Origin of the sequence: Protofrankia sp. Cas3 (assembly GCF_963555955.1) — a bacterium.
Classification (GTDB): Bacteria; Actinomycetota; Actinomycetes; order Frankiales; family Frankiaceae; genus Protofrankia.
This window is the reverse complement of record NZ_CAUVXP010000002.1, coordinates 1-19,470: the sequence shown is the minus strand read 5'-3', so window position 1 is coordinate 19,470 and position 19,470 is coordinate 1. Positions and strand designations below refer to the sequence as shown.

Genomic DNA, 19,470 nt, shown 5'->3' with positions numbered 1-19,470 from the left:
CGAGGCTATTCGTACACGCATTGGGAGCAGCCGATCTCGGCGTCTACACACCCCCTCGGGGAAAATCCCCCGAACCTGGGGAACCAACCTTTCCGGTTCAGTTGAATCGGCTGACCGAGGCAGTCACCCAGAGGGATATGGAGACGGTCCGCGCTATTCTTCTGACACCGGCCCGGGATCTTCAGCGGCAGTACAGAAAAGTCCCGCTACAAATTCTACTCGATGGAATGCGCGAGACGGACCGAATACTTCTGGCAGTTACCGATCAGCGACCCCGAGTAAATTCAGCCGACACCAAACCACTCGGTGATCTCGTATATTCGACCACGGAATTCTTGCCACAGATCTATGGTCCAATCTTAACAAAGGAGCAGGTCGAGATTCTACCGATTACCGCTCCTACACTGCCGGCCGGTCGAATTGCGCTACACGACTGGCTGGCCACCGCGAAATCACAGCGCGAAATCGTACTGGGCATCGGCTCCGGCTCAACAGGCCTCGTCGTGGGTTTACTCCTGGCCGCGCTCGCCTCCGGGCAAGCGGTAGTCGTCCGTCCGGTACAACCCGAAGAAGGCGATGCTCTCGATCTACCGGTGGTAGGCGATCCGAAGCCGTGGTTGATGCGCCGACGTTTGTTCAGCGGCCTCGCTCTGCTGACAGATGATAAACGCCAGCGCGACGTCTTCCGACTTTTGGACGCACGGCAGCGGCTTGACTTGTCACGATTTTCTACCTACGCCCAGAGGCTCGGGATCGATCCCAACGGCCCTTTGGCCCCGACCGAGACAGTGGCCATCGAAAACGCCTTCTTCGATCGACTCGTCAGACGCGAGGTGAAGGCCGTCATGGTAGGTCGTGCCTGGGTTGCCACTCAGTATGAACAGCTACGCGACAAACGGGCCACCGATGGGCGCGATCCCGCGCAGACGGGTACTCTCGGCGATTTGTTGGGCAAGCTACGGGAACCGCGTGTACCTCGTACGCCAGCCAAAAAGTTTGTTCTGGATCGGGCCTACATCAACAAGATAGCGAGTGGATCCGCCCATGATCTGCGACCACCCACGCGAACCTATCTGGTGAATGCTGCACAAGACGCTCGTACGGCCGACGCCCGGGATCCTCGCCGTGGACATCCGCTACTTACCGGGCCATGTGACCTGACCCGCTGGTCGTCCGCTGCCTCGGGCGAGGTAATCGTCGCCTACTGCGTCGGTCTCAACGAGGTTTCCCCCGACGGCAGACGACCATTTGTTGAAGCGATTCGGAATCCGAAGCTACGGCTGCGAATAACCGAGCTCATCGAACCGACGAAAGCCGCTGCGGATCAGAACGAACTACTGGCCATACATACTCGCCTGATCTGCAGTGACGACACGATCGAGATGGGCCGGGAGTCCGCTCAGCTTCTTCAGAAACCACCGCACAGCACCGATGATCATCAACTCGAAAGTGGCGCAGCGGCAATCAGGGTACCGTCGAACACCTCGGCAATACGTGGCACCCTGGCCGACGAATTCCGTCGGATAGAGGGAGTTTACAATCTGGAGGCAATAATTGTACTGGCCGGTCCGGGCACTAATTCAATGAATGCCGGCACACTGCTCGCCGCCACCGACCTGGCGGCAGAAGCCGGTTGCCCACTTTATATCGGCGGCATGCGACCGGACGGCCACGGTGGCACCGAAATAGATCTTTTCGACGACCAGGTCGCAGCTTTTCCCGGATACACCACAATCCTGGCCTCAGTCGCTGTCGCACATCTATTGGATCTTGAATTCACTGCTGCGGCCGAGGCTCTCCGCCGGGCGGGAACCAGACTTGCGGAACTCGCGAAGCGAGCGGATATTCTTCGTGACGCAATGCTTCAAAAATGCCCTCCCCATGAAAAGCCCGGAGCCGAGACTGCCCGCCGCATCGAGATTGCGAAAGTACTGGCCGAACCCCAGCGCGGGCCCGACAGCAACCACATCGTCGATCAATGGCATGCGGTACACTTGGCCACCGCACTGGCCGACCTGTTGATGCCCAAGCCGGATGGCGCGAAAGGACGGCAATGGAACCATCCATCCAATCGGGCATGTCGCACGGCATACAGTCTCCGTAATAAGAGCGGAACCACACACGGAGCGGTCGTCCCATTTGATAAGGCACTTGTTCAGGTCCAGGCCAATAATCCTCGAAAATACCTGGATACGGTCAGCCTGCTGTCCGCCGTACAGAACGAGTTGGACCCAGAGTGCGACGACCGGTCACGGCTGCGGGCTGCGTACGACAAACTTCTTCAAGATGTGGAAGCCGCCGTGGCGGGGGTGGCGCCGTGAGGCCGGCGCCGTCCGTCAGCGGTGAGGTTGGCGGCCGTCAGGGGGACGGCGTCTGATCAGAAGGCGGTAGACGATGAGCAGCGGCACGGCCAGTGAGACCGCCAGCGGGACGAACGGTGAGACGACCAGCCAGCACAGCGGGCACGCCGTGACAATTGACGGGCTGCGGGTGGTTGTGAGCCCGGGGCGGGTCGTGAGCCTGGCGGATCTGCCCCGGTACAGCATCGCGCTGGACGGGCTGGTGCAGGGTCCGCAGCTCGATCTCGACGGACGCCGGCTGAGCTTCGACCACCATGGCAACTGCGTGCGGCTGGTGACCTCGGCGACCTGCCGGCAGGTGCTGGACGCGCTGCTGCTCGGGCTCGACCCCAGCTCCTACACCGTCTACGTCAACGACATCGACGCCGACACCGCCCTCGCCGTCGCGCTGCTGGCCCATCCCGAATGGGTCGCGCCCGACTCCGCGCACGCGCCGCGCACCCGGGCGCTGGTGGAGACCATCGGCAGCCGGGACGCCCACGGCCCCGCCTACCCGGTGGCGGATCCCGCTCTGCTCGCCGAGTTCGCCGCCGCCGTCCCGCTACCGCGCCGCCATGCCCCGGTAGGCGACCCCGCCGGGGCGCTCGCCGGCTGCGTCACAGCCATCACCAGGCTGATCACCCGCGTGCCCGGAGAGAACCCGCAGCGTGCCGTGCCGACCCGAGGGGAGCCGACCTTCACCGTCACCCACAGCGGTACCGGCTGGGTGATGGCCACGAGCGCCGGCGACGGATTCGACCCGGTCTACACCGCCGGGCACACCCGCGCGGTGCTCTGGCAGCGGCTACCGGACTCCTCGATCGCCTACACGGTCGGACGGCGCAGCGACCTCGTCGACCGTTTCCCGGTCGGTCCGCCGAGCGATCCCGGGACGATCCTCGCCGCCCTGGCCGCCCGCGAACCCGGCTGGGGCGGCGGCAGCTCGGTGGGCGGCGCCCCCCGCCATCCTGACGGTTCGCGCAGCGCGCTCACCCCGGACGAGGTCTTCGCGGTCGTCGAGGCCGTCGTCCGTCAGGGGTGGGTGTGAGCACGAACCACTGACCTGGCTAGCGTTCACGTCCTGCTTCGGGGGAACAGAAAGGATATCGGATGGGCGTTACCTGCCACGTCGTCCTCATCGAGACGTCGGGAAACCAGGGATTCATCTTCGACACCACCAAACGGCGGGAAAACGTCGGCGCGTCCGAGCTCATCGACGGACTCCGCCAGTGGGTGGACGACGCGCTGGCTGTGGAGTTCACCGACTTCGACAGCGCGACCTGGCGAATCAGCGACGGCCGACCGGCGCAGCTGCTGGTGAACGCGGCCGGCGGTGCCAAGATCGTCGTCTGCGACCGGGAGCAGGGGACAGCCCTGGTGAGCCTGGTCACCGCACGGGCACTGCGGGCGGCCCCGGGTCTGGACGTCTGCGGTGTCGTCGGAGAGTGCTTCGACTGGGACGCCGTCCACGAAGAAGAGGGGCAACGGCCCATCAGCATGCTGGCCAGGCGGTGCCGCGAGGCACACCACCTGCTGCCCCTGGTCAAGAGCGGCCGTGCCGGCCCGATGAGCCGGTTCCTGCGCATTCCGATCGTGGACGAGTGCGCTGCCAGCGGTCTACCCGCCTACGACGTGGTGGTCGACGGTGATGGTCCGCGATCACGCCAGCCCCGGTCGCGTCCCAGCCGGGCCAAGCGCGCCGCCCAGGATGCCGGCTTCACCCGGCTCGCGCGTTACGCCGGAATCTCCAACAAGGCGCTGGAGGCGGTTGCCGACCATCTGGAGGACGTCCCTGACTGGGTCGCCGTCATCCACGCGGACGGCAACAGCCTCGGCCAGCTGATCACGGATCTCGGCAACAGACCCGAAGGTACGTCGGCTGACGGCCAGCCGGCGCAGGGTTCAGCCGCCGGCGACGCTGACCGGAAGACGCCCAACGACCGCTACGCCGATGCCCTCGGCCCGTTCTCGGCGGCGGTCCAGGAATGCACCGTCGCCGCGTTCACAAAGGCGCTCGAGCACTGCGAACGGGTTCTCCCCCCAGGGCATGACGTGGCCGGCGCCATGCCCGTCCTGCCGCTTGTACTCGGTGGCGACGACCTCACGGTGATCTGTGCCGGCTCCATTGCGCTGGCCTTCACCGAGGCGTATCTCACCGCCTTCGAGGAGGTGACCCGCGCACATGCACTTCTGGGCGGCGGGCTCACCGGCGGCGGGCTCACCGGTGGCGGGCTCACCGCGTGCGCCGGGGTGGCCGTCGTCAAGCCGCACTTCCCGTTCTCCGCCGCCTACGACCTGGCCGAGGAACTGACCAAGGAGGCGAAGAAGACCGTCAAGCGCTACGCACCGCGGTCCTCGGGCCAGGCACGGCCACGGGCGTCCGCGTTCTCGTTCCACGTCCAGTATGACAGCGGGGGCAGCGACCCGGAGCATCTACGGGAACGCATGCAGGTCCCGCCCGGCGCCGCCGACCTCGCCGCCGAGCCTGACCGCAAAAAGCGACGGAAACTGCGTGCCCTGCTGTACGCGCAGCCCTACGTCGTCACCCGTGACATGCGTGAACCGTGGACGCAGGGCCGTCACTGGGACGACCTCGTCCGGCGGGCCGCGGCGCTGATCGACACCGTCGACGAACTCGACGGCGGTGTCGACGGCGCGCAGGAGTCCGGGGAACGAAAGCTGCCGACCAGCCAGATACACGACCTGCGGGAGACGTTGTTCGCCGGGCGGGATGCGGCCGACGGCCGGTTCCGCCAGCTCCTGCGCCATTACCAGGACCGGGGGCTCACGCTGTTCGCCGCGCCCGACACCCCGGACGGCGAAACCACGAATCCCGACACGGCCTCGCTGTTCTGGCGGATCAGCGCCGACGAGCCGCCCGTCACCGGACTGCTCGACGCGATGAACGCGGTCCAGCTCATGGGCGATCCAGCAGCAACGGGAGCACGTGCAACGGGAGCACCGGCAACGGGAGCATCGGTATGACGACCACGACGCGGACCCGCAAGGCCCCGGTGGACGGCCTTGCCCTGACGCTGACCCTGCACCTGGACAGCGACTGGCACTGTGGCACCGGCCTTGGTGTCCCCGGCGGAGTCGACAAAGTGATCAATACCGACCACGACGGCCTGCCGTTCGTGCCCGGCAAGACCCTCACCGGGGTCTGGCGGGACGCCTGTGAGCTGGTCATCGCCGCGCTCGACGGCTCGACCGACCCAGCCGGCGCAGCAGCCGGCGGATGGCATGCCTGGGTCGACTTCCTCTTCGGCAGCCAGCCGGTCCTGACCGACGCCGCCCAACCCGCACAGCAGGCGCCACGCCCGGCGGCCGTGTCGGTGCGCCCGGCACGCTATCCGGACGCGCTCGCCGCCGCGCTACAGCCGACCGCGCGGCGCCCGCTGCGCGACGCGACCACCTTCGTCCGACCCGGAGTGAAGATCGATCCGCGCACCGGACGGGCCGCGGACGCGTTCCTCCGCTTCGAGCAGATGGCACGCTCCGGAGTACAGCTCACCGCGACCGCGACGCTGGCCGGCTGGTCAGATGCAGGCGCGGGTACGGGGTTTGATGACGACGGCCGCCGAGCCGCCGCGGCGGTGCTGCTGCTCGGCGCGCGCCTGGTCGAGTCCATCGGCGGTAAGCGTCGGCGGGGCGCCGGCCGCTGCCGCCTGGAGGTGACCGAGGCAGCCGCCCCCGACCCGGGCGACTCGCCGCTACCGACACTCGACAGCCTGGTCAGCTGGCTGCGGGCCCGCAACGGCGTCGCCCCATCCATTCCGCCGGCCCTCGCGGAAGCGGCGACCTCGGCTGACCCCGAGCGTCCTGGCGAGACCGGTTGGGATGTCATCGAGTTGCGGCTGCACCTCGACACACCGCTGGTCGTCCAGGACCGCACGGTCGGCAACGCCGTCCGGTCGCTGACCTTCGTACCCGGGTCGCTGCTGCTGCCCGCCCTCCTGTCGCGGCTGAGGGAGCTGCCGGGCTGGGATCCGGCCGGGCTGGCCCGTGCCGGCGACCTCGTTGTCACGAACGCGACCGTCGAGGTGGACGGTGCGCCGGGCCGGCCGCTGCCGCGGACCTGGTTCCACCCGAAGGAGGACACCGACGCGGCCGTGAACCGGTTGGTCGACGATCCGCGGGAACCCGGTGCCGCGGCCAAGCCCTACAAGGACAACTACGTCGGCGCGACACCCGCGACGGACGACGCGGACGCGGTCACGGACGCGGTCACGGTGAACGTCCGCCGGCCGGAACGGACGATCCACACGCACAACGTCATCGACGATGCCCGGCAGCGACCCACCTCCGCGCTGGTCGGCCTCTACACCTACCAGGCGCTTGCGGCCGGGTCCGTACTGCGGGCGCAGGTCCGGGTACGCGCCGGGCTGCTACCTCGGGGCGCGGACACGGCGCTGGCGGGTGCCTGGGCGCTCGGCCGGTCCGCAAAGGACGACTACGGGCAGGTCAGCGTGACCGTCGACGGTCCGCCGAAACAGCTACCGGCGTCATCAGGGGTGCGGTCCGGGCTGGACGACAAACCAACGATCACCGTATGGCTACTGTCGGACGTCCTGATCCGCGACCAGCGGCTGCGCCCGTCCACCGACCCCGTCGTGTTCGCGGAGCAACTCGGTGCCGCACTGGGCGTGCCACTCACCCTCGCAGCGAACACGTCGGATGGCCCGGATGGCCTGCTGCGGCGGGTGACCGCGACCCGGCGGGCCGAATCGTGGCAGCGCTCGTGGTGCCGCCCACGCCCGACCCTGCTGGGGCTTGCCGCGGGCAGCGTCCTGACCTTCACCGCCGACCAGCAGCCGTCCCCGGAGAAACTGGCCGCCGTGCAGGCCGGCGGGATCGGTGAACGCACCGCCGAGGGGTTCGGCCAGATCGCCGTCGACGACCCGCTGCTGGTGATGCGGCCCGGCCGCCTCGACGACGGCATGGGGCGATCCGACGACCCCGATGCCAGGTCCGCGATGCCGTTCGTCCCGCCCAGGGACGAAGCCGCCTACGCGATGGCGCAGGTGATCGAGCTGGAGGCGTGGCGGGCGCACATCCAGCGGGAGGCGGTCGCCGTCGCCGCCACCGGGAACGGGCGCGCCAAGGTCCTCGGATTCGCGACCGGTCGCACGGACGGCGACGTGAATCCGACCCAACTCGGCCGGCTGCGCGACGTCCTGACCCGGCTGGAAGAAGAAGGCGAGATCCGCTACTGGCTGAACCGGCTGGCCAGCGGCGATCGCTGGCCCCCAGATGTCCGTAAGCAGATCGACAAGCTGCTGACGGACCGGTCCACGGTGTGGTCGCATCTGCGTCTCGGCCCGGAACACAACGCGAGCGTGGCGGCCGACCTGATTCTCACCGACGGTGGAGCCGACCGGTTGCGCGCCAACACCGAGCTGTGGGCCGAAGCCGTCCGCACGCTGGTCACGAACTGCCTGACCGCACACCGCCGGGCGCTGACCAACCATGCCGAGACCACTGCCGAGACCGTTGGGGACGTGACGAGATGAGCCTGCCAAGCGTGGACACACCGGTTCGGGTCGCAGCGGCACGGGCCGGGCGGCCGATGGTGCGGCGCCTGCGGGTGCGCGGCTGGCTGCGGCTGGAGACCCCACTGCACGTCGGCGGGCTCGGCGGCGACCCGTCCGTCGACCTGGCATTGGCGGTCGACGGACAGTCCCGTCTGTACGTGCCGGGCACGAGCCTCGCGGGAGCGCTGCGTGCCTTCGCCGCACGGTCGGTCACCGACGAGGCGATCCTCGACGGAATCTGGGGCAGTGTCCCGCAGAACTCCTCCGACGCCGGGTCGGCGAGCCGGATCATCATCCATGACAGCCTGGTCACCGCCGACACCGATCCGGGTACGCCGTTGCCGCGGTCGCGGGTCGAGGCCCGGTCGGGCATCGGCATCGACCGGGTGTCGGGAACGGTCGCACACGGCTTCCTCTACGGCCGGGCAGTGATCCCCTGCGGCACCTACCTGCGCCTTGAGATCGACCTCGAATCCGGCGAACCGAACCGGGACGCCGACCCGGCGACGGCGATGCTCGGCACGCTGCTGCTCGCACTGGCGGGCCGCGGTATCCGGCTCGGTGCGGCCCGGACCCGCGGTCTCGGGTCGGTCGTCCTGGCCGGAAAACCAGAGATCGTCGAACAGCGGTTCGACAGCCTGGACGGGATTCTCGACGCGCTCGGTCTGGTGACGGCACCCGCGACCAGCCCGCTCACCCCGAAGAACCTCGGTGGCACCGACCCGGACGCCGATCTGCTCAGGGTGGAGATCACCTGGCACCCGGCCTCGCCGGTGATGGTACGCAGCGGGGTGGACGGCTTCGCGATCAACGCGCTTCCCCTGGTCAGCGGGGTCGAGGGTAGCGATCAGTTCGCGCTCGTCCTACCCGGAAGTTCGATCAAGGGTGCACTGCGATCGCACGCGGAGAGCATTGAGCGGACCGCCCGCGGGGTCGACGCCCCCCATCCGCTAGAAGCGCAGGCCGGACCTGCGAGATCGGCGCGGTTCCGGGCACAACTCGACCAGCTCGCCGCCGTCAACGCCCTGTTCGGCTCCGCCGGCAAGCCGGATAAGCCGGATACCGATGACGGCGCGCCGCACTGGGGAGTCGGAGCGCTCGGTGCCGACGACTGTTACTCGACTCGGCCGATCTCCGGCAAGCTATGGCGCGCGCTGAACGGGGCACACGTCGAGGGCCTGACGGAGGCGCCGGCGAACCAGCCGCTGCGACCGCTGCGATCGTCGGAGAAGAGCCGTGCCCGCGTCGAAGAACCCGTCCGCAAGGGGCTCAAACAGCTCGGGATGGATGAGGCCGAGCACGTCGCGATCGACAGGTGGACGGGTGGCGCCGCCGACAAACGCCTGTTCAGCACGCTGGAACCGCATCACGTCGGGTGGCACCAGCTGAAACTGACCGTTGACCTGCGACGGTTGCGCCAGTTCGATCAGGACGGCCTGGCCCAGCCCGCCCTTGCGCTGCTGCTGTTCGTCCTTCGGGATCTGAAAGCCGGGCGGGTGCGACTCGGGCACGGCGTCAACCGCGGCCACGGCGACATCACCGTGGAATCAATCAAAATCAACGGCTTTCCGGCGTCCACGAAAACCTACAAGGATCTTGACGAGCTGCTCGCGGAACCCGCCGTCGCCGAATGCGCCCAGAGCTGGCGAGACTACCTCGATCACGACCAGCTCGATCACGACCAGCTCGACCGCAACCAGGTGGACGGGAGCCGAGCATGACCACCGACACGAGCAGGACCCTCTACTCCGCCACGTCCGAGGAAGTCACGCTGGCGGACGCGATCCGCCTTACCGGCTTGGGTGCCGATCTCGGTGACGCGGTGGCGCTGCTGGCGAGTCCGAAGCGGTACACCGTGGCCCGGCTGTCCGGCGGCCGGCTCACCGACTCCGAGAAGACGGTCGAGCTTCCCGCCGCCGGGTCCGCGGCCGTGTTCGAAGCGCGGATCTTCAACCGGGACGCCGAGCTGCGCTGGCTGCACACGGGCAACGGCGTCGGTACGGCGGTCATCGTGGCGGAGTCCCCCGACCTGTGCGCAGGGCTCGCCAAGCGCCTCGATCCGCTGGACCCCGTCGAGACGATCGAGAACAAGTACCTGCTGTGGGGCCGGCCGCTGCCCGCGGGCGACGATGCCGATGCCGATGCCGGTGGCAGCGGGCCGCAGTGGGTCCGGCTGGCCGAGGCCCGGATCGGCGCGCTCGACGTGCCGCTACCGCGGGTGCCCCGGCCGGACGAATGCGTCTACCTGCGCACCGTCGAGTACGTCACCACCGAGCCTGAGCACGGCAACGCCGGGGTCGCCGAGGAGCGTCTCGTCGAGCTGTTCGTCGCGCTGCCCAAACAGTCAGACGCCACCAACGCCACCAACGCCGGTATCCGGTCCCGACCTCACGCGGAGGCGAGAAGATGAGCAGCCGTTTCGGCACGATCGCATGGAAGACGACCACTGACGGCGCCCGCAAGATCGTCATCAATGAGGACGGCGCGGGAGAGCGGCGCTTCGAACGCCGATTCCTGGACGAGACGCTGACCGGGTTGAGCGATGACGACCTCGCCGGCCGGTCCGTCGAGTTCGACTGGGCCGGTGGACGGGCCAAGCGCATCCGCGACAAGGGCACCGCGCCTACAGCGCAAACCCCGCCCCCGGGCGCCGCGACGACCACCCCGCCGGAAGCTGCGCGGTCCACCCAAACGCCCGCGCGAACCGCGTCCCGCCAGCCGCCGCGGCACATGGCACCGGCGCGGTCCGCCCGACAGGCGACCACCGCCGAGCGCCAGTCGGCTCCGCCGTACCGCGCTCCGGATCCGCTGAACGCGTTCATCAACCCCTACGGGTTCGTCCCGGCACCGCAACGTGACGTGTCGAACCAGACCCCTCTGGGTGACGTGGGCCACGACCCGACGGATCGCGAGCGCCTGCCCGGCCACGATCGGCTCCGGGCGAACCGCTGGTCGGGCACGATCGGCGTCACCATCACCGTCGCCACGCCGCTGCTGATCCTGGACACCGCCGGCGTCGCCCCCGACAACGACGGCCATGCAACCTACGACGTCCTGAAACGCTCCGTGACTGTTATTGACGGTCAGGACGGCAAGAAAAGAGCGGAGAATCGCCCGCATCTGCCGCCGACGGCCGTGAAGGGCATGCTGCGCAGCGCCTACGAGGCGGTGACGAACTCCCGCTTCGGTGTCTTCACCGGTCACGACTCCCGGCTGGGCTACCGGATGGCGGCCCGCGACGGGCTCACGTCCATCCCGGCGCGAGTCGTCGGCGACGGCGTCGACGCCAAGATCGAGCTGCTGCCCGGGACGACACCCGCGGGCCACCAGGGCCGGCACGGTTCGCCCATGCATGCGGCCTGGCTGCCGGCCTACTGGACACCGGAGGGGTCGAAACACGTCCGCTCCGACCAGAGCGATTTCAACATCGTGATGCCGGACGGCGCACGGCCGGAGCACGGCGCGGAGGTGCGGGCACGCATCCAGCTCGTCCAGCATCACCGGTGGGACCGCCGCTCGGCCACGCATACACCAGACTTCCAGCTGTGGTGGGTGCGTTCACTTGCCGAACCCGGCCAGAAACCACCTCAGGCGCCGCTGCGGACGTCCCGCCAGAACGGGGCGTCATGGTATGAGCCGATCGGCCCGGAGAAGGTCGTCGACGGCTGGGTGTGCGTGACGAACCGGAACATCGACCGCAAACACGATGAACGGGTCTTCTTCTACGACGCCGACGACGACCTGCGGGAGACGTTCGAACTGAATAAAGGTTTGCGGCGTATCTGGCACGACATCATCCACGGTTACAAGAACGCGCACCGGCCCGGTGAGCTGAAGGACCCGGACCCAGAAAATCTGGAGAAAAAGGTCTCAAGTCGTCATCTGCTTCTGCCGGACGGTGCGAAGCCGGACGCACTTAAGGACGGCGATCTGCTCTACGTCCGGCTGGACGCCCGCGGTGAGATCGACAGTCTGTATCCGGTGACGATCGCACGAGAGTTGTTCAGCGTTGCGCCGATCGACCTGCTCGATCGCTCGCTGCTGCCCGCGGACTCGATCAGCGAACTGTCCCCGGCGGATCGGGTGTTCGGCTGGGTCCGGACCGAAGTGCGGGCAGAGGCCGACAACCGGGCCGCCCGCGACGAGGCTGACCCTGCCGGTGCCTGGCGGGGCAGCCTGCGGATCGGACCGGTCCGCTGCGACCAGTCGTGGAATTCGGCCGTGGAACGCTTCGAGGGCCGTGGATTGCCGCTGGCGATCCTCGGTCAGCCCAAGCCCGGCCAGGGCCGCTTCTACCTGGGAACCAACCAGGCAGGCCAGCCCGTGCCGCTGCGGGCCGGACTGCCCAAGGCGGCCTGGTTCGACTCCGCCGCGCAGATGCTGCGCGGGCGCAAGGTCTACCCGCATCACGCCGGCCTACCCGAGGGATACTGGAAGAATCCGACGACCGATCGCACCCAGAAACTGGACGGCGGGCGTTACCAGGAATACCGCCGGCCACGGAACGTGCCTTCGGACCCCAAGGCGAACCCGTTGAACAGTGACGGAACCGCCTTCGTCACGCAGCACTCGGGCGGGGTTAACGACGAGAACCGCGACGACCAGAACCGGTCCGTGAACGGCTGGGTCCGCCCCGGGACCACGTTCACGTTCACCATCGACGTCCGCAACATCACCGATGTCGAACTGGGCGCGCTGCTGTGGCTGCTCGACCTCGGCAAAAACGGCGGCGACGACAGCGGGACCAGCGGAAGCCGTGGGGAAGCAGCCCGGTTCCACCGGCTGGGCCTGGGCAAGCCGCTGGGTTTCGGCAGCGTCCGGCTCACCCTCGACCCCGCCCGGACGGACCTTCGCACCGGCGAGTCGTGGACGCAGTACTACCGGTCGCTCGGGCCGGAGCAGCGCCCGGAAGACGGTTATCCGGCGCAGGCCCGGGCCAGCGTCGACGCATTCAAGAAAGCGGTCTCCCCCGGGGACCAGTTCGAGAAGGTCCCGCACATCAAGGCATTTCTCGCCGCGGCAACCGGTGACGCCTCGGTGCCCGTGCACTATCCGCGGGTGCGGCCGAACGGCCTACGGGTCGACGTCCCGGTGCCGCCCGACCCCCGGGGCCGCTCGTTCGAGTGGTTCGTCCAGAACGAGCAGCAGCAGGGTGGCCGCGTCCGCGACAACCGCGGCGTGAGCCTGCCCGACCTCGGCGCCGGCCACCTGCCCATCCACCCCGAAAAGGACCGGTAGTCAATGTCAGTAGATCCAGGTAATTTTCAATCCGAAAACCTACCACTCGAAACAAATCTTGGATCGGCAAGTCGCTTTGGCGTCAAGCGAGCCGTCCTAACAGCCGTCCATATCGGTAACTTCAAATCCTACGGGATGATCGATGATCTACCGTACACGGTATCGCTCGCGCCACTCACATTGCTATACGGCGCAAATTCCGCCGGAAAGTCAACACTGCTTCAAGCCCTGCTCGCACTCAAACAATCACTCGAAACAGAGCCGCAAAAATCCTCCGAAAACCCCCTCCTTCTGACCGGACCTCTCGTCAAGCTTGGCTCCTTCAGGGACGCAATATACAATCACGATATCGACGGTCGGACTCTCTGGATTGGCGTCGATTATGACCTCTTGACAGGGTCCGACGTAATCGTGAGCGGCGCGGCCGTCTACGGCTTCCAAGCCGACCATACTTCAGTACCACGGGTCGCCTACTGCGAGCTCCGCGACGGCGATCGAACCGTCCTCCTTCGTAGACCATCTCTTTCTCTTGGAAGCCAGTTCGAAAATGAAGAAATTCTTGAACCCATTGAAGAGAATCTTCAAGAATACCTCGACATCGTAAATGAAGAATGCGCTGCAAAGTTCTCACTAACCGAAGGCAACGGCTCGACCGAAAAGATCACCCATTCCACCATCCCGGAACACTTCATTCCGCTGGTTAGGATAAATGGCCTTCAGGTTGGAGGAATTGCGGGATTCCGCCTGCCATCGGGGTCGATTGTTCACCTGACACGAGGCCATATTGGCGGCCCCGAACCGAAGCCAGAAGATCTCAATTGGCTAAGATCGACAGCGGCATGGAGAACGGCACAGGCATCGGAAATTGTTGCCAATAGTTGGAATAATGCGACTGTTTCCGCATTGAATGCAGTACGTCACCTCGGCCCCAGCAGAATAGCACCGCCAGATATACCGGTTCCGCTAGGCGGACATGTCGAAGGCGTCGGCTCCAGTGGAGAGCGCCTCGCAGAATTCTTGGCCTCGGATGAAGGCCAAGGAATACGCAACGCAAGCAATGATGCCCTCGAACGACTCGGAATCCCCTACCAAATAACTTTGACGTCATACTCGCCCTCCGTTGAGACAGAATTTTACCGCCACGCCGGCTATGGCTCCTTGGCCCTACGCGATCAACGGGGAAACGATCTCAATGTGGCCGACGTTGGATTTGGAATTGTTCATGCTCTGCCCATCGTAGTAGAATGTTGCCGATCCGAGCCGGGTATAGTGCTGATTCAACAACCAGAGACTCATCTACACCCTGCACTTCAGACCGACATGGGGGAACTTTTCCTCGAAGCAGCGCTACGACGCCCGACGGAATCCAGCCGACATCAAATTATTATCGAGACCCATAGCGAGAATATACTTCTCCGCCTACAAGAGGCGGTGATCAACAAACGGATCGAACCTGACCATGTCGGAGTCGTCTTTATCGACAGAAACGAATATGGCGAGCTCGAAATTTTTGATCAAGAATGGCGACGCGACGGAAATCTTGACCCCGGCCTTCCGCTTTCATTTTACGACTCGAGGCGTGACGCCCTCGACGGACCGGAGGGTTGATAAGATGCTCGTCAATGTCGGAGTGCACAGGGGATTATTCTCGGAAAGCTTTTTTACCAAGGATCCAGGTGGAGCGAAGCGCTGTCACGCCAATGTCACCGACCTGCTCCTTCGTCATGGGCGTGTTACCTTCGATAGTTGCACGAGTAAGAACGACTTCACGAAGATCGTAGAATCCCAGCCAGTATTGCCATACTGGGAAAAGATTCTGAACAAATCGACTGTCACCGAGAAGATCCCCGGCAAGGATGTTCCGTGGTGGAAAATTACGTCAACGAGCGATCTCGCCTCCAGGAACGACGATCTGGCGGTACTGCTCGTTGAATTCGATGCGGCTCAGCATATTTTCTCCATGAAAGATACACTTTCGCTCGAGCATTATGGAGTAAGTGTTACTCGCTGCGATATTACGGGAGTGCCGAGTCCCCTCGATAGTCTTGTCGGAATAGGCAACTATCGATATGAATATCAGGAACTAGATCAGAATACGGTGAGGCGAGACTACATTGAACCATTCCTAAAAGAATCCTCGCGAACTGTAATCATGGATAAGTTTGTAGGTCACGTACTCGATCATGATGACCTACAATGGTTCTGGCGACTCCTCAAGGATCACCGCAGCAACCACGGTCAACGGGAACTTGAAATCATTACCATGATTCCGAAGCGTAACCCTCCAAATGAGGGTGATCCTATTCAACTGCTCCGAGAATTGCACGAGGCACTCGCTGATAACTACCTTGACGGCGACTCTAATCTCGAGAGCATCACGATCCGCTGGCTGACAAAGAAACGGTGGGGCGCCGAGGGAAAGCATGATCGCCATATCCGGTTCGATGACCGGGTTATTGAGATCAGTTCGGGCTGCGAAGTACTGTATGCGCCGCAGAAGACCGATGTGCGCTTCACCTATTGTGTAAAGGATGCTCGACACAGCGCCTATACCAAGATAACCTCCGAAGAAAAGCGCGCATCAAAAGCAGCATTCTATAACGGTTGCGCTGTAACTAGAAATGGCAAGATTGAGGTAGAAATTACATCAGCAAGATCAGAGCAGAAAGCAAAAAACGGCTCGACCGGCGTCGATTCAATGAACTGACCTGCCGCTACGACGCGAGCAGCAGGTGGGTGATCGTGGTGTCATGGACGTAGCCCGAAGGGAGGGATGCCGGATGGCGACAAGCGCGAGTCTGTTGGCGGCGCTGGCCGGCGTCCCGTCCGCATCCCGGCACCTGCAGGGCAGTTTCGGGCCTGCCACGCTGCGCCTGGCCGGGGCGCGGGCGGTCCTGGAGCTCGACGACGGCGGCGCCCCCCCACTGCGGTTGACCTGGACCGATGGACCCGACCACACGGTCGGCGCCCAGATCGCAGCCCTGTTGCGCACCCAAGGAACGGCCGTGTTCGAACGGCTCGACCTACTGCGGATAGCCAGCCGCAGAAAGATCACCGACCCGCCGCCGGCCCCGGGGACGTCGGACGCGCCCCGATCGGTCCAGACCACGACGGTGGACGACGGGATCCGCATCGAGATCGCATCCCACCCCGCCACACGAAACGTGGTGCTGTCCGCGGTGCAGGCCCATGACCTCGCGGATCTGCTGGAGGCATGGGCCGCGCTGCCCGCGTAACGGTCGCCGGCATGACGGTCGCCGGCATCACGCGGGCAGCCCGTCGAGGTCGTGCAGCAGGACGTCGACCCATTCGACGCCGGCCCCGGCGACAAGGCGCGCGAGGCGGTCGACCTCACCGCCGGCACGTTCCTCGTCGAGGCGCAGCAGCCGCCGGGCAAGCACCCCAACGTCGACCTTCCCGCCATGGGCGATGTCGGCGATTGCTTGCAGCAACCTTTTCGTCACCAGGTTGACCTCGAGCTCGGCGAGAATCGCGTTCCGCGGAACACTCGTCTCTGCCGCCGCCGCACAGATGTCCTCAGGCGAGGGTGCGTGCCCACCGGCGATTCCATCCGGCGCGGTCTCCGCGAGCGGCACTGCCACGGCCCGCTCGTAGAAATCGCGATTGCACCGGCGCAGTAACGCCAGGGAGCCCTCGAGCCGCTCGCTAACCTCACGCGCGGTGAGCCCGAACTTCAGTTCCATGGACGGCAGCGAAAACGGGTCGGTGATCTCATCGCGAATTCCGAGCAGAAACACGATGAGGATGTCCCGGTCGACCGGATCGACGCGCAGCGGTGCCGCCCATGCCGCCGTGGAGATCGCCACCTCCGGACGGGTCGGCAGACCGCGCTCGTCAGCCGATTCCCGCCGCACCGTCGGCACGATCCGCCCGGACGTCGGGTAGTTGACGAGCTGCGCCCATGCCTTGCGCAGCCAGTCCAGCTCAGCCGGGGTCTCGTCGCGGGGCGTGAAGTCACGCAGCAGGACACCGAAGACGGACACGTCCTCCAGCTCGGCCTCCGGCGCGACGATGTGGTCACGGACGATCCGCCATTCGTGGATCTCCTCGCCCGCGTTAGAACCCGCGCCAATCGTCGGCACGCTGCCGGCGAGTGCCTGGCGCAACACCCGAAAACCGTTCATCAGCCGATCCGTCCACAGATTCATGCAACGCTCGCACAACGACTCGGTGAGGGTATCGGTGACGTTGAACAGCGGCGGGCGCTCGGGCCGGCAGGCGCAGGTACCGGGCTTGGCACGGCGAACGCCGCTGACAACCCGCGTCCACAACGCCGGGCCGACAAACTCCACAAAAGCCGAAAATGCGATGTCGTCGTTCTCGCTTGCGATGTCGGCGATGGTCAGCGGAAGCATCGGTCCTCCTGTGAAGGGCATGCCGAACCCCGGGTGGGACAGCAACGCAACGACGCCGTATAGACGTCACAGCACCCAGATCTTCTGGGCGCTTCACAGGAGACCGAGATCGCAATGATCCTGGTCGGCGGTCGGGTGACACCCGAGCTGGGCTGGCTAGCTGCCGGCCCGCCCTTCGGGCTCCCAATTTCGATCTTCACCTATCCCCCTGTGATCCTCACGATGGAGAACAGGTCAGAATAGGGGACGCCGCGGCAAAGCCAGCATGGGGGTACCCGAGCCCACTCCCACAGGCCGCTACCGTACGTATCGGTAACCTTTTCAGGCCGGGACCGCCAGTCGGTGGGGAGTGGCGGCAGCCCGCACGGCTGGCGGGGAGGGCGCACTCAGCAGGGTGAGCGGGGTGGGCTACGCTCCGGGAACACGTACGGGGGGTTGGCATGCACGGGCTTCTTTGTCTATCAACCAATGGGGTCCCACCAGGCCCGCATCCAAAGGGCCGGTCGGTGAAGCTGACAGCTCCGGCCTAATCCGTGGCATGCCCAGCGCCTGTCGTTTTGCACTCCGTGCTGACGAACGACTCCCACTGATGGGCGAGCTGCGTAGCCTTTGCCAGTAGGGCGTTGCTATCTGTCTGCCATATGAGCGGACCCCGCAACGGTGTGTCGGTGTCGTCGCTCTGCGTCCGGCACTTCGCGGTCGAGGAATTCTGACGCACCTATGTGACGCGGGCCGGCTGCCAGCTGGCCGTCTCCGGTAAGACCATGAGAGGTATCTGATGCGGGTGTTGACAGGTTGCGACCTTTCCAGGTCGGTCGGCGCTGCGGCCCTGCGACGGGTCCTGGCGCTGGTCGTGGGCTTGCTGCTGGCCTCGACCCTGGCCGGGACCGGTCGGTCGACTGTCACCGCACCCACACCCGCAGCTGGCCAAGCACCGGCAGCAGCACCGGCAGCAGCACCGGCAGCAGCAGAGCCCGCGGGCGCGCACAGGTATCTGCGAGCTGTGGCAGTGGTCCCTGGCAGGTAAAAGGATCTGCGCGGCATCGACGAGGTCGCGCCCTCCCCGGGACACCAGGCGTCTGAAGGGCTGAACGCCGCACGCGGTAGGTCGCAAGCGCGGCTATAGCAGCCTTCTCCACCTACCCCGGACCGATTCGAGCCGAAGCGTTAGGTCATTTTGGTCGTTATGGCGACGGAAATCACCTACTCCACGATCGCAGTCAGGCCGAGGGACGTCTCCGAAGCCCACGGCCTGAGCATGCCGGCCTCGGCGGCCATCCGTCCGTCAGTAGTCAAGGAGAATCCGCGTCAGCGCATGGGAGCCCGCGACGGCGGCCCTTCATGCCGACGGCCGGGCGACGGGTCCTACCGTGATGTCCGCCCACCAGCAGACAGGAGGCGGCTTGTGCCCGCTCGCATTATCGTGACCATCAGTCCGGCATCCGCGGGGGCGCTGCCGCCGCCGCATACGGGCCCGGCGGTGAACGCCGCCATCCTGGCCGCCGTCCGCGATGGGCTGTCACCCGAGGCCAGCGCATACCTTCACGAGGGTTCGCCATCCCGCCCGTTCGCCGTCACGCCGCTCCTCGACGAGCGCCAGCGAACCCCGGCCAGAACGTCCGAGCACGTCCGCTTCGAGGTCGGCGTGCTGCTCGACGCGATCGTCGGGTCGATGCTCGCCGCGCTGAGTGCCCCTGACAGGTGGCGTTTCGGTTCCACCGACTACGCCACGCAGTCGGTTGCTCTGGTCGAGGCCGAAACCTACGCGGATCTGCTCGCCGCCGCGCCACCGGCCACATCCTGGGCGTTCGGGCTGGTCACCCCGGTCAGCTTCGCAACGGGTCGCGGGGACGGCGCGCGGCGCCAGCGCGTCCTGCCCGATCCCGAACGGGTCTTCGGAACCCTCGCTGCACGGTGGCGGACCTGGGCGCCGGACACCCCGCTCCCCGCTGACCTCGACGACGCGATCGACGATCACCTTGA

The 19,470-nt window shown here is 65.9% G+C and carries 11 protein-coding genes and 1 pseudogene; 11 read left to right on the top strand and 1 reads right to left on the bottom strand.

The genetic code is table 11. The features are described from left to right. Positions 1-335: 335 nt before the first annotated feature. From U9983_RS00575 to U9983_RS00530, 10 genes are all read left to right on the top strand, one after another. Positions 336-2,321, top strand: coding sequence for a hypothetical protein (locus U9983_RS00575; protein ID WP_322752140.1), 1,986 nt, complete (start codon positions 336-338; stop codon positions 2,319-2,321). 73 nt (positions 2,322-2,394) lie between these two features. Further along, complete coding sequence (locus tag U9983_RS00570; protein ID WP_322752139.1) at positions 2,395-3,387, top strand: hypothetical protein; 993 nt, start codon at positions 2,395-2,397, stop codon at positions 3,385-3,387. Between the two features lie 62 nt (positions 3,388-3,449). Continuing rightward, complete coding sequence (locus U9983_RS00565) at positions 3,450-5,324, top strand: Cas10/Cmr2 second palm domain-containing protein (protein ID WP_322752138.1); 1,875 nt, start codon at positions 3,450-3,452, stop codon at positions 5,322-5,324. Continuing rightward, positions 5,321-7,852, top strand: coding sequence for an RAMP superfamily CRISPR-associated protein (locus U9983_RS00560; RefSeq protein ID WP_322752137.1), 2,532 nt, complete (start codon positions 5,321-5,323; stop codon positions 7,850-7,852). The genes U9983_RS00565 and U9983_RS00560 overlap by 4 nt, the downstream gene beginning before the upstream one ends. Continuing rightward, a complete protein-coding gene (locus U9983_RS00555) occupies positions 7,849-9,594 on the top strand; it encodes an RAMP superfamily CRISPR-associated protein (RefSeq protein ID WP_322752136.1) in 1,746 nt (581 codons plus the stop codon). The genes U9983_RS00560 and U9983_RS00555 overlap by 4 nt, the downstream gene beginning before the upstream one ends. Beyond that, positions 9,591-10,283, top strand: a complete 693-nt coding sequence (gene csx19 / locus U9983_RS00550; protein ID WP_322752135.1) for a CRISPR-associated protein Csx19 — start codon at positions 9,591-9,593, stop codon at positions 10,281-10,283. The genes U9983_RS00555 and csx19 overlap by 4 nt, the downstream gene beginning before the upstream one ends. Then, the gene (locus tag U9983_RS00545) at positions 10,280-13,111 is read left to right on the top strand and encodes a TIGR03986 family CRISPR-associated RAMP protein (RefSeq protein ID WP_322752134.1); all 2,832 of its coding nucleotides are present in this window, start codon (positions 10,280-10,282) and stop codon (positions 13,109-13,111) included. Before csx19 ends, U9983_RS00545 begins: the two co-directional genes overlap by 4 nt. A 3-nt stretch (positions 13,112-13,114) precedes the next feature. Beyond that, entirely contained in the window at positions 13,115-14,719 is a 1,605-nt protein-coding gene (locus U9983_RS00540) for an AAA family ATPase (RefSeq protein WP_322752133.1), read from the top strand. A gap of 4 nt (positions 14,720-14,723) precedes the next feature. After that, positions 14,724-15,818, top strand: coding sequence for a hypothetical protein (locus U9983_RS00535; RefSeq protein ID WP_322752132.1), 1,095 nt, complete (start codon positions 14,724-14,726; stop codon positions 15,816-15,818). A 73-nt stretch (positions 15,819-15,891) separates the two neighbouring features. Further along, entirely contained in the window at positions 15,892-16,347 is a 456-nt protein-coding gene (locus U9983_RS00530; protein ID WP_322750670.1) for a hypothetical protein, read from the top strand. A gap of 27 nt (positions 16,348-16,374) precedes the next feature. Here U9983_RS00530 and U9983_RS00525 read toward each other — a convergent pair whose 3' ends face one another. Continuing rightward, positions 16,375-17,487, bottom strand: a complete 1,113-nt coding sequence (locus tag U9983_RS00525) for a hypothetical protein (protein ID WP_322752131.1) — start codon at positions 17,485-17,487, stop codon at positions 16,375-16,377. A gap of 1,405 nt (positions 17,488-18,892) precedes the next feature. On the opposite strand from U9983_RS00525, the pseudogene U9983_RS00520 reads away from it, so the two are divergent. Beyond that, positions 18,893-19,470 (top strand): annotated as a pseudogene (locus U9983_RS00520) (hypothetical protein); the annotation flags it as partial.

Excerpts from the sequence above, each read along its gene's own strand:
- U9983_RS00535 (WP_322752132.1), top strand. The coding sequence starts at position 14,724 with ATGCTCGTCAATGTCGGAGTGCACAGGGGATTATTCTCGGAAAGCTTT.
- U9983_RS00545 (WP_322752134.1), top strand. The coding sequence starts at position 10,280 with ATGAGCAGCCGTTTCGGCACGATCGCATGGAAGACGACCACTGACGGC.
- csx19 (WP_322752135.1), top strand. The coding sequence starts at position 9,591 with ATGACCACCGACACGAGCAGGACCCTCTACTCCGCCACGTCCGAGGAA.
- U9983_RS00560 (WP_322752137.1), top strand. The coding sequence starts at position 5,321 with ATGACGACCACGACGCGGACCCGCAAGGCCCCGGTGGACGGCCTTGCC.
- U9983_RS00570 (WP_322752139.1), top strand. The coding sequence starts at position 2,395 with ATGAGCAGCGGCACGGCCAGTGAGACCGCCAGCGGGACGAACGGTGAG.
- U9983_RS00565 (WP_322752138.1), top strand. The coding sequence starts at position 3,450 with ATGGGCGTTACCTGCCACGTCGTCCTCATCGAGACGTCGGGAAACCAG.
- U9983_RS00555 (WP_322752136.1), top strand. The coding sequence starts at position 7,849 with ATGAGCCTGCCAAGCGTGGACACACCGGTTCGGGTCGCAGCGGCACGG.
- U9983_RS00525 (WP_322752131.1), bottom strand. The coding sequence starts at position 17,487 with ATGCTTCCGCTGACCATCGCCGACATCGCAAGCGAGAACGACGACATC.
- U9983_RS00530 (WP_322750670.1), top strand. The coding sequence starts at position 15,892 with ATGGCGACAAGCGCGAGTCTGTTGGCGGCGCTGGCCGGCGTCCCGTCC.
- U9983_RS00540 (WP_322752133.1), top strand. The coding sequence starts at position 13,115 with ATGTCAGTAGATCCAGGTAATTTTCAATCCGAAAACCTACCACTCGAA.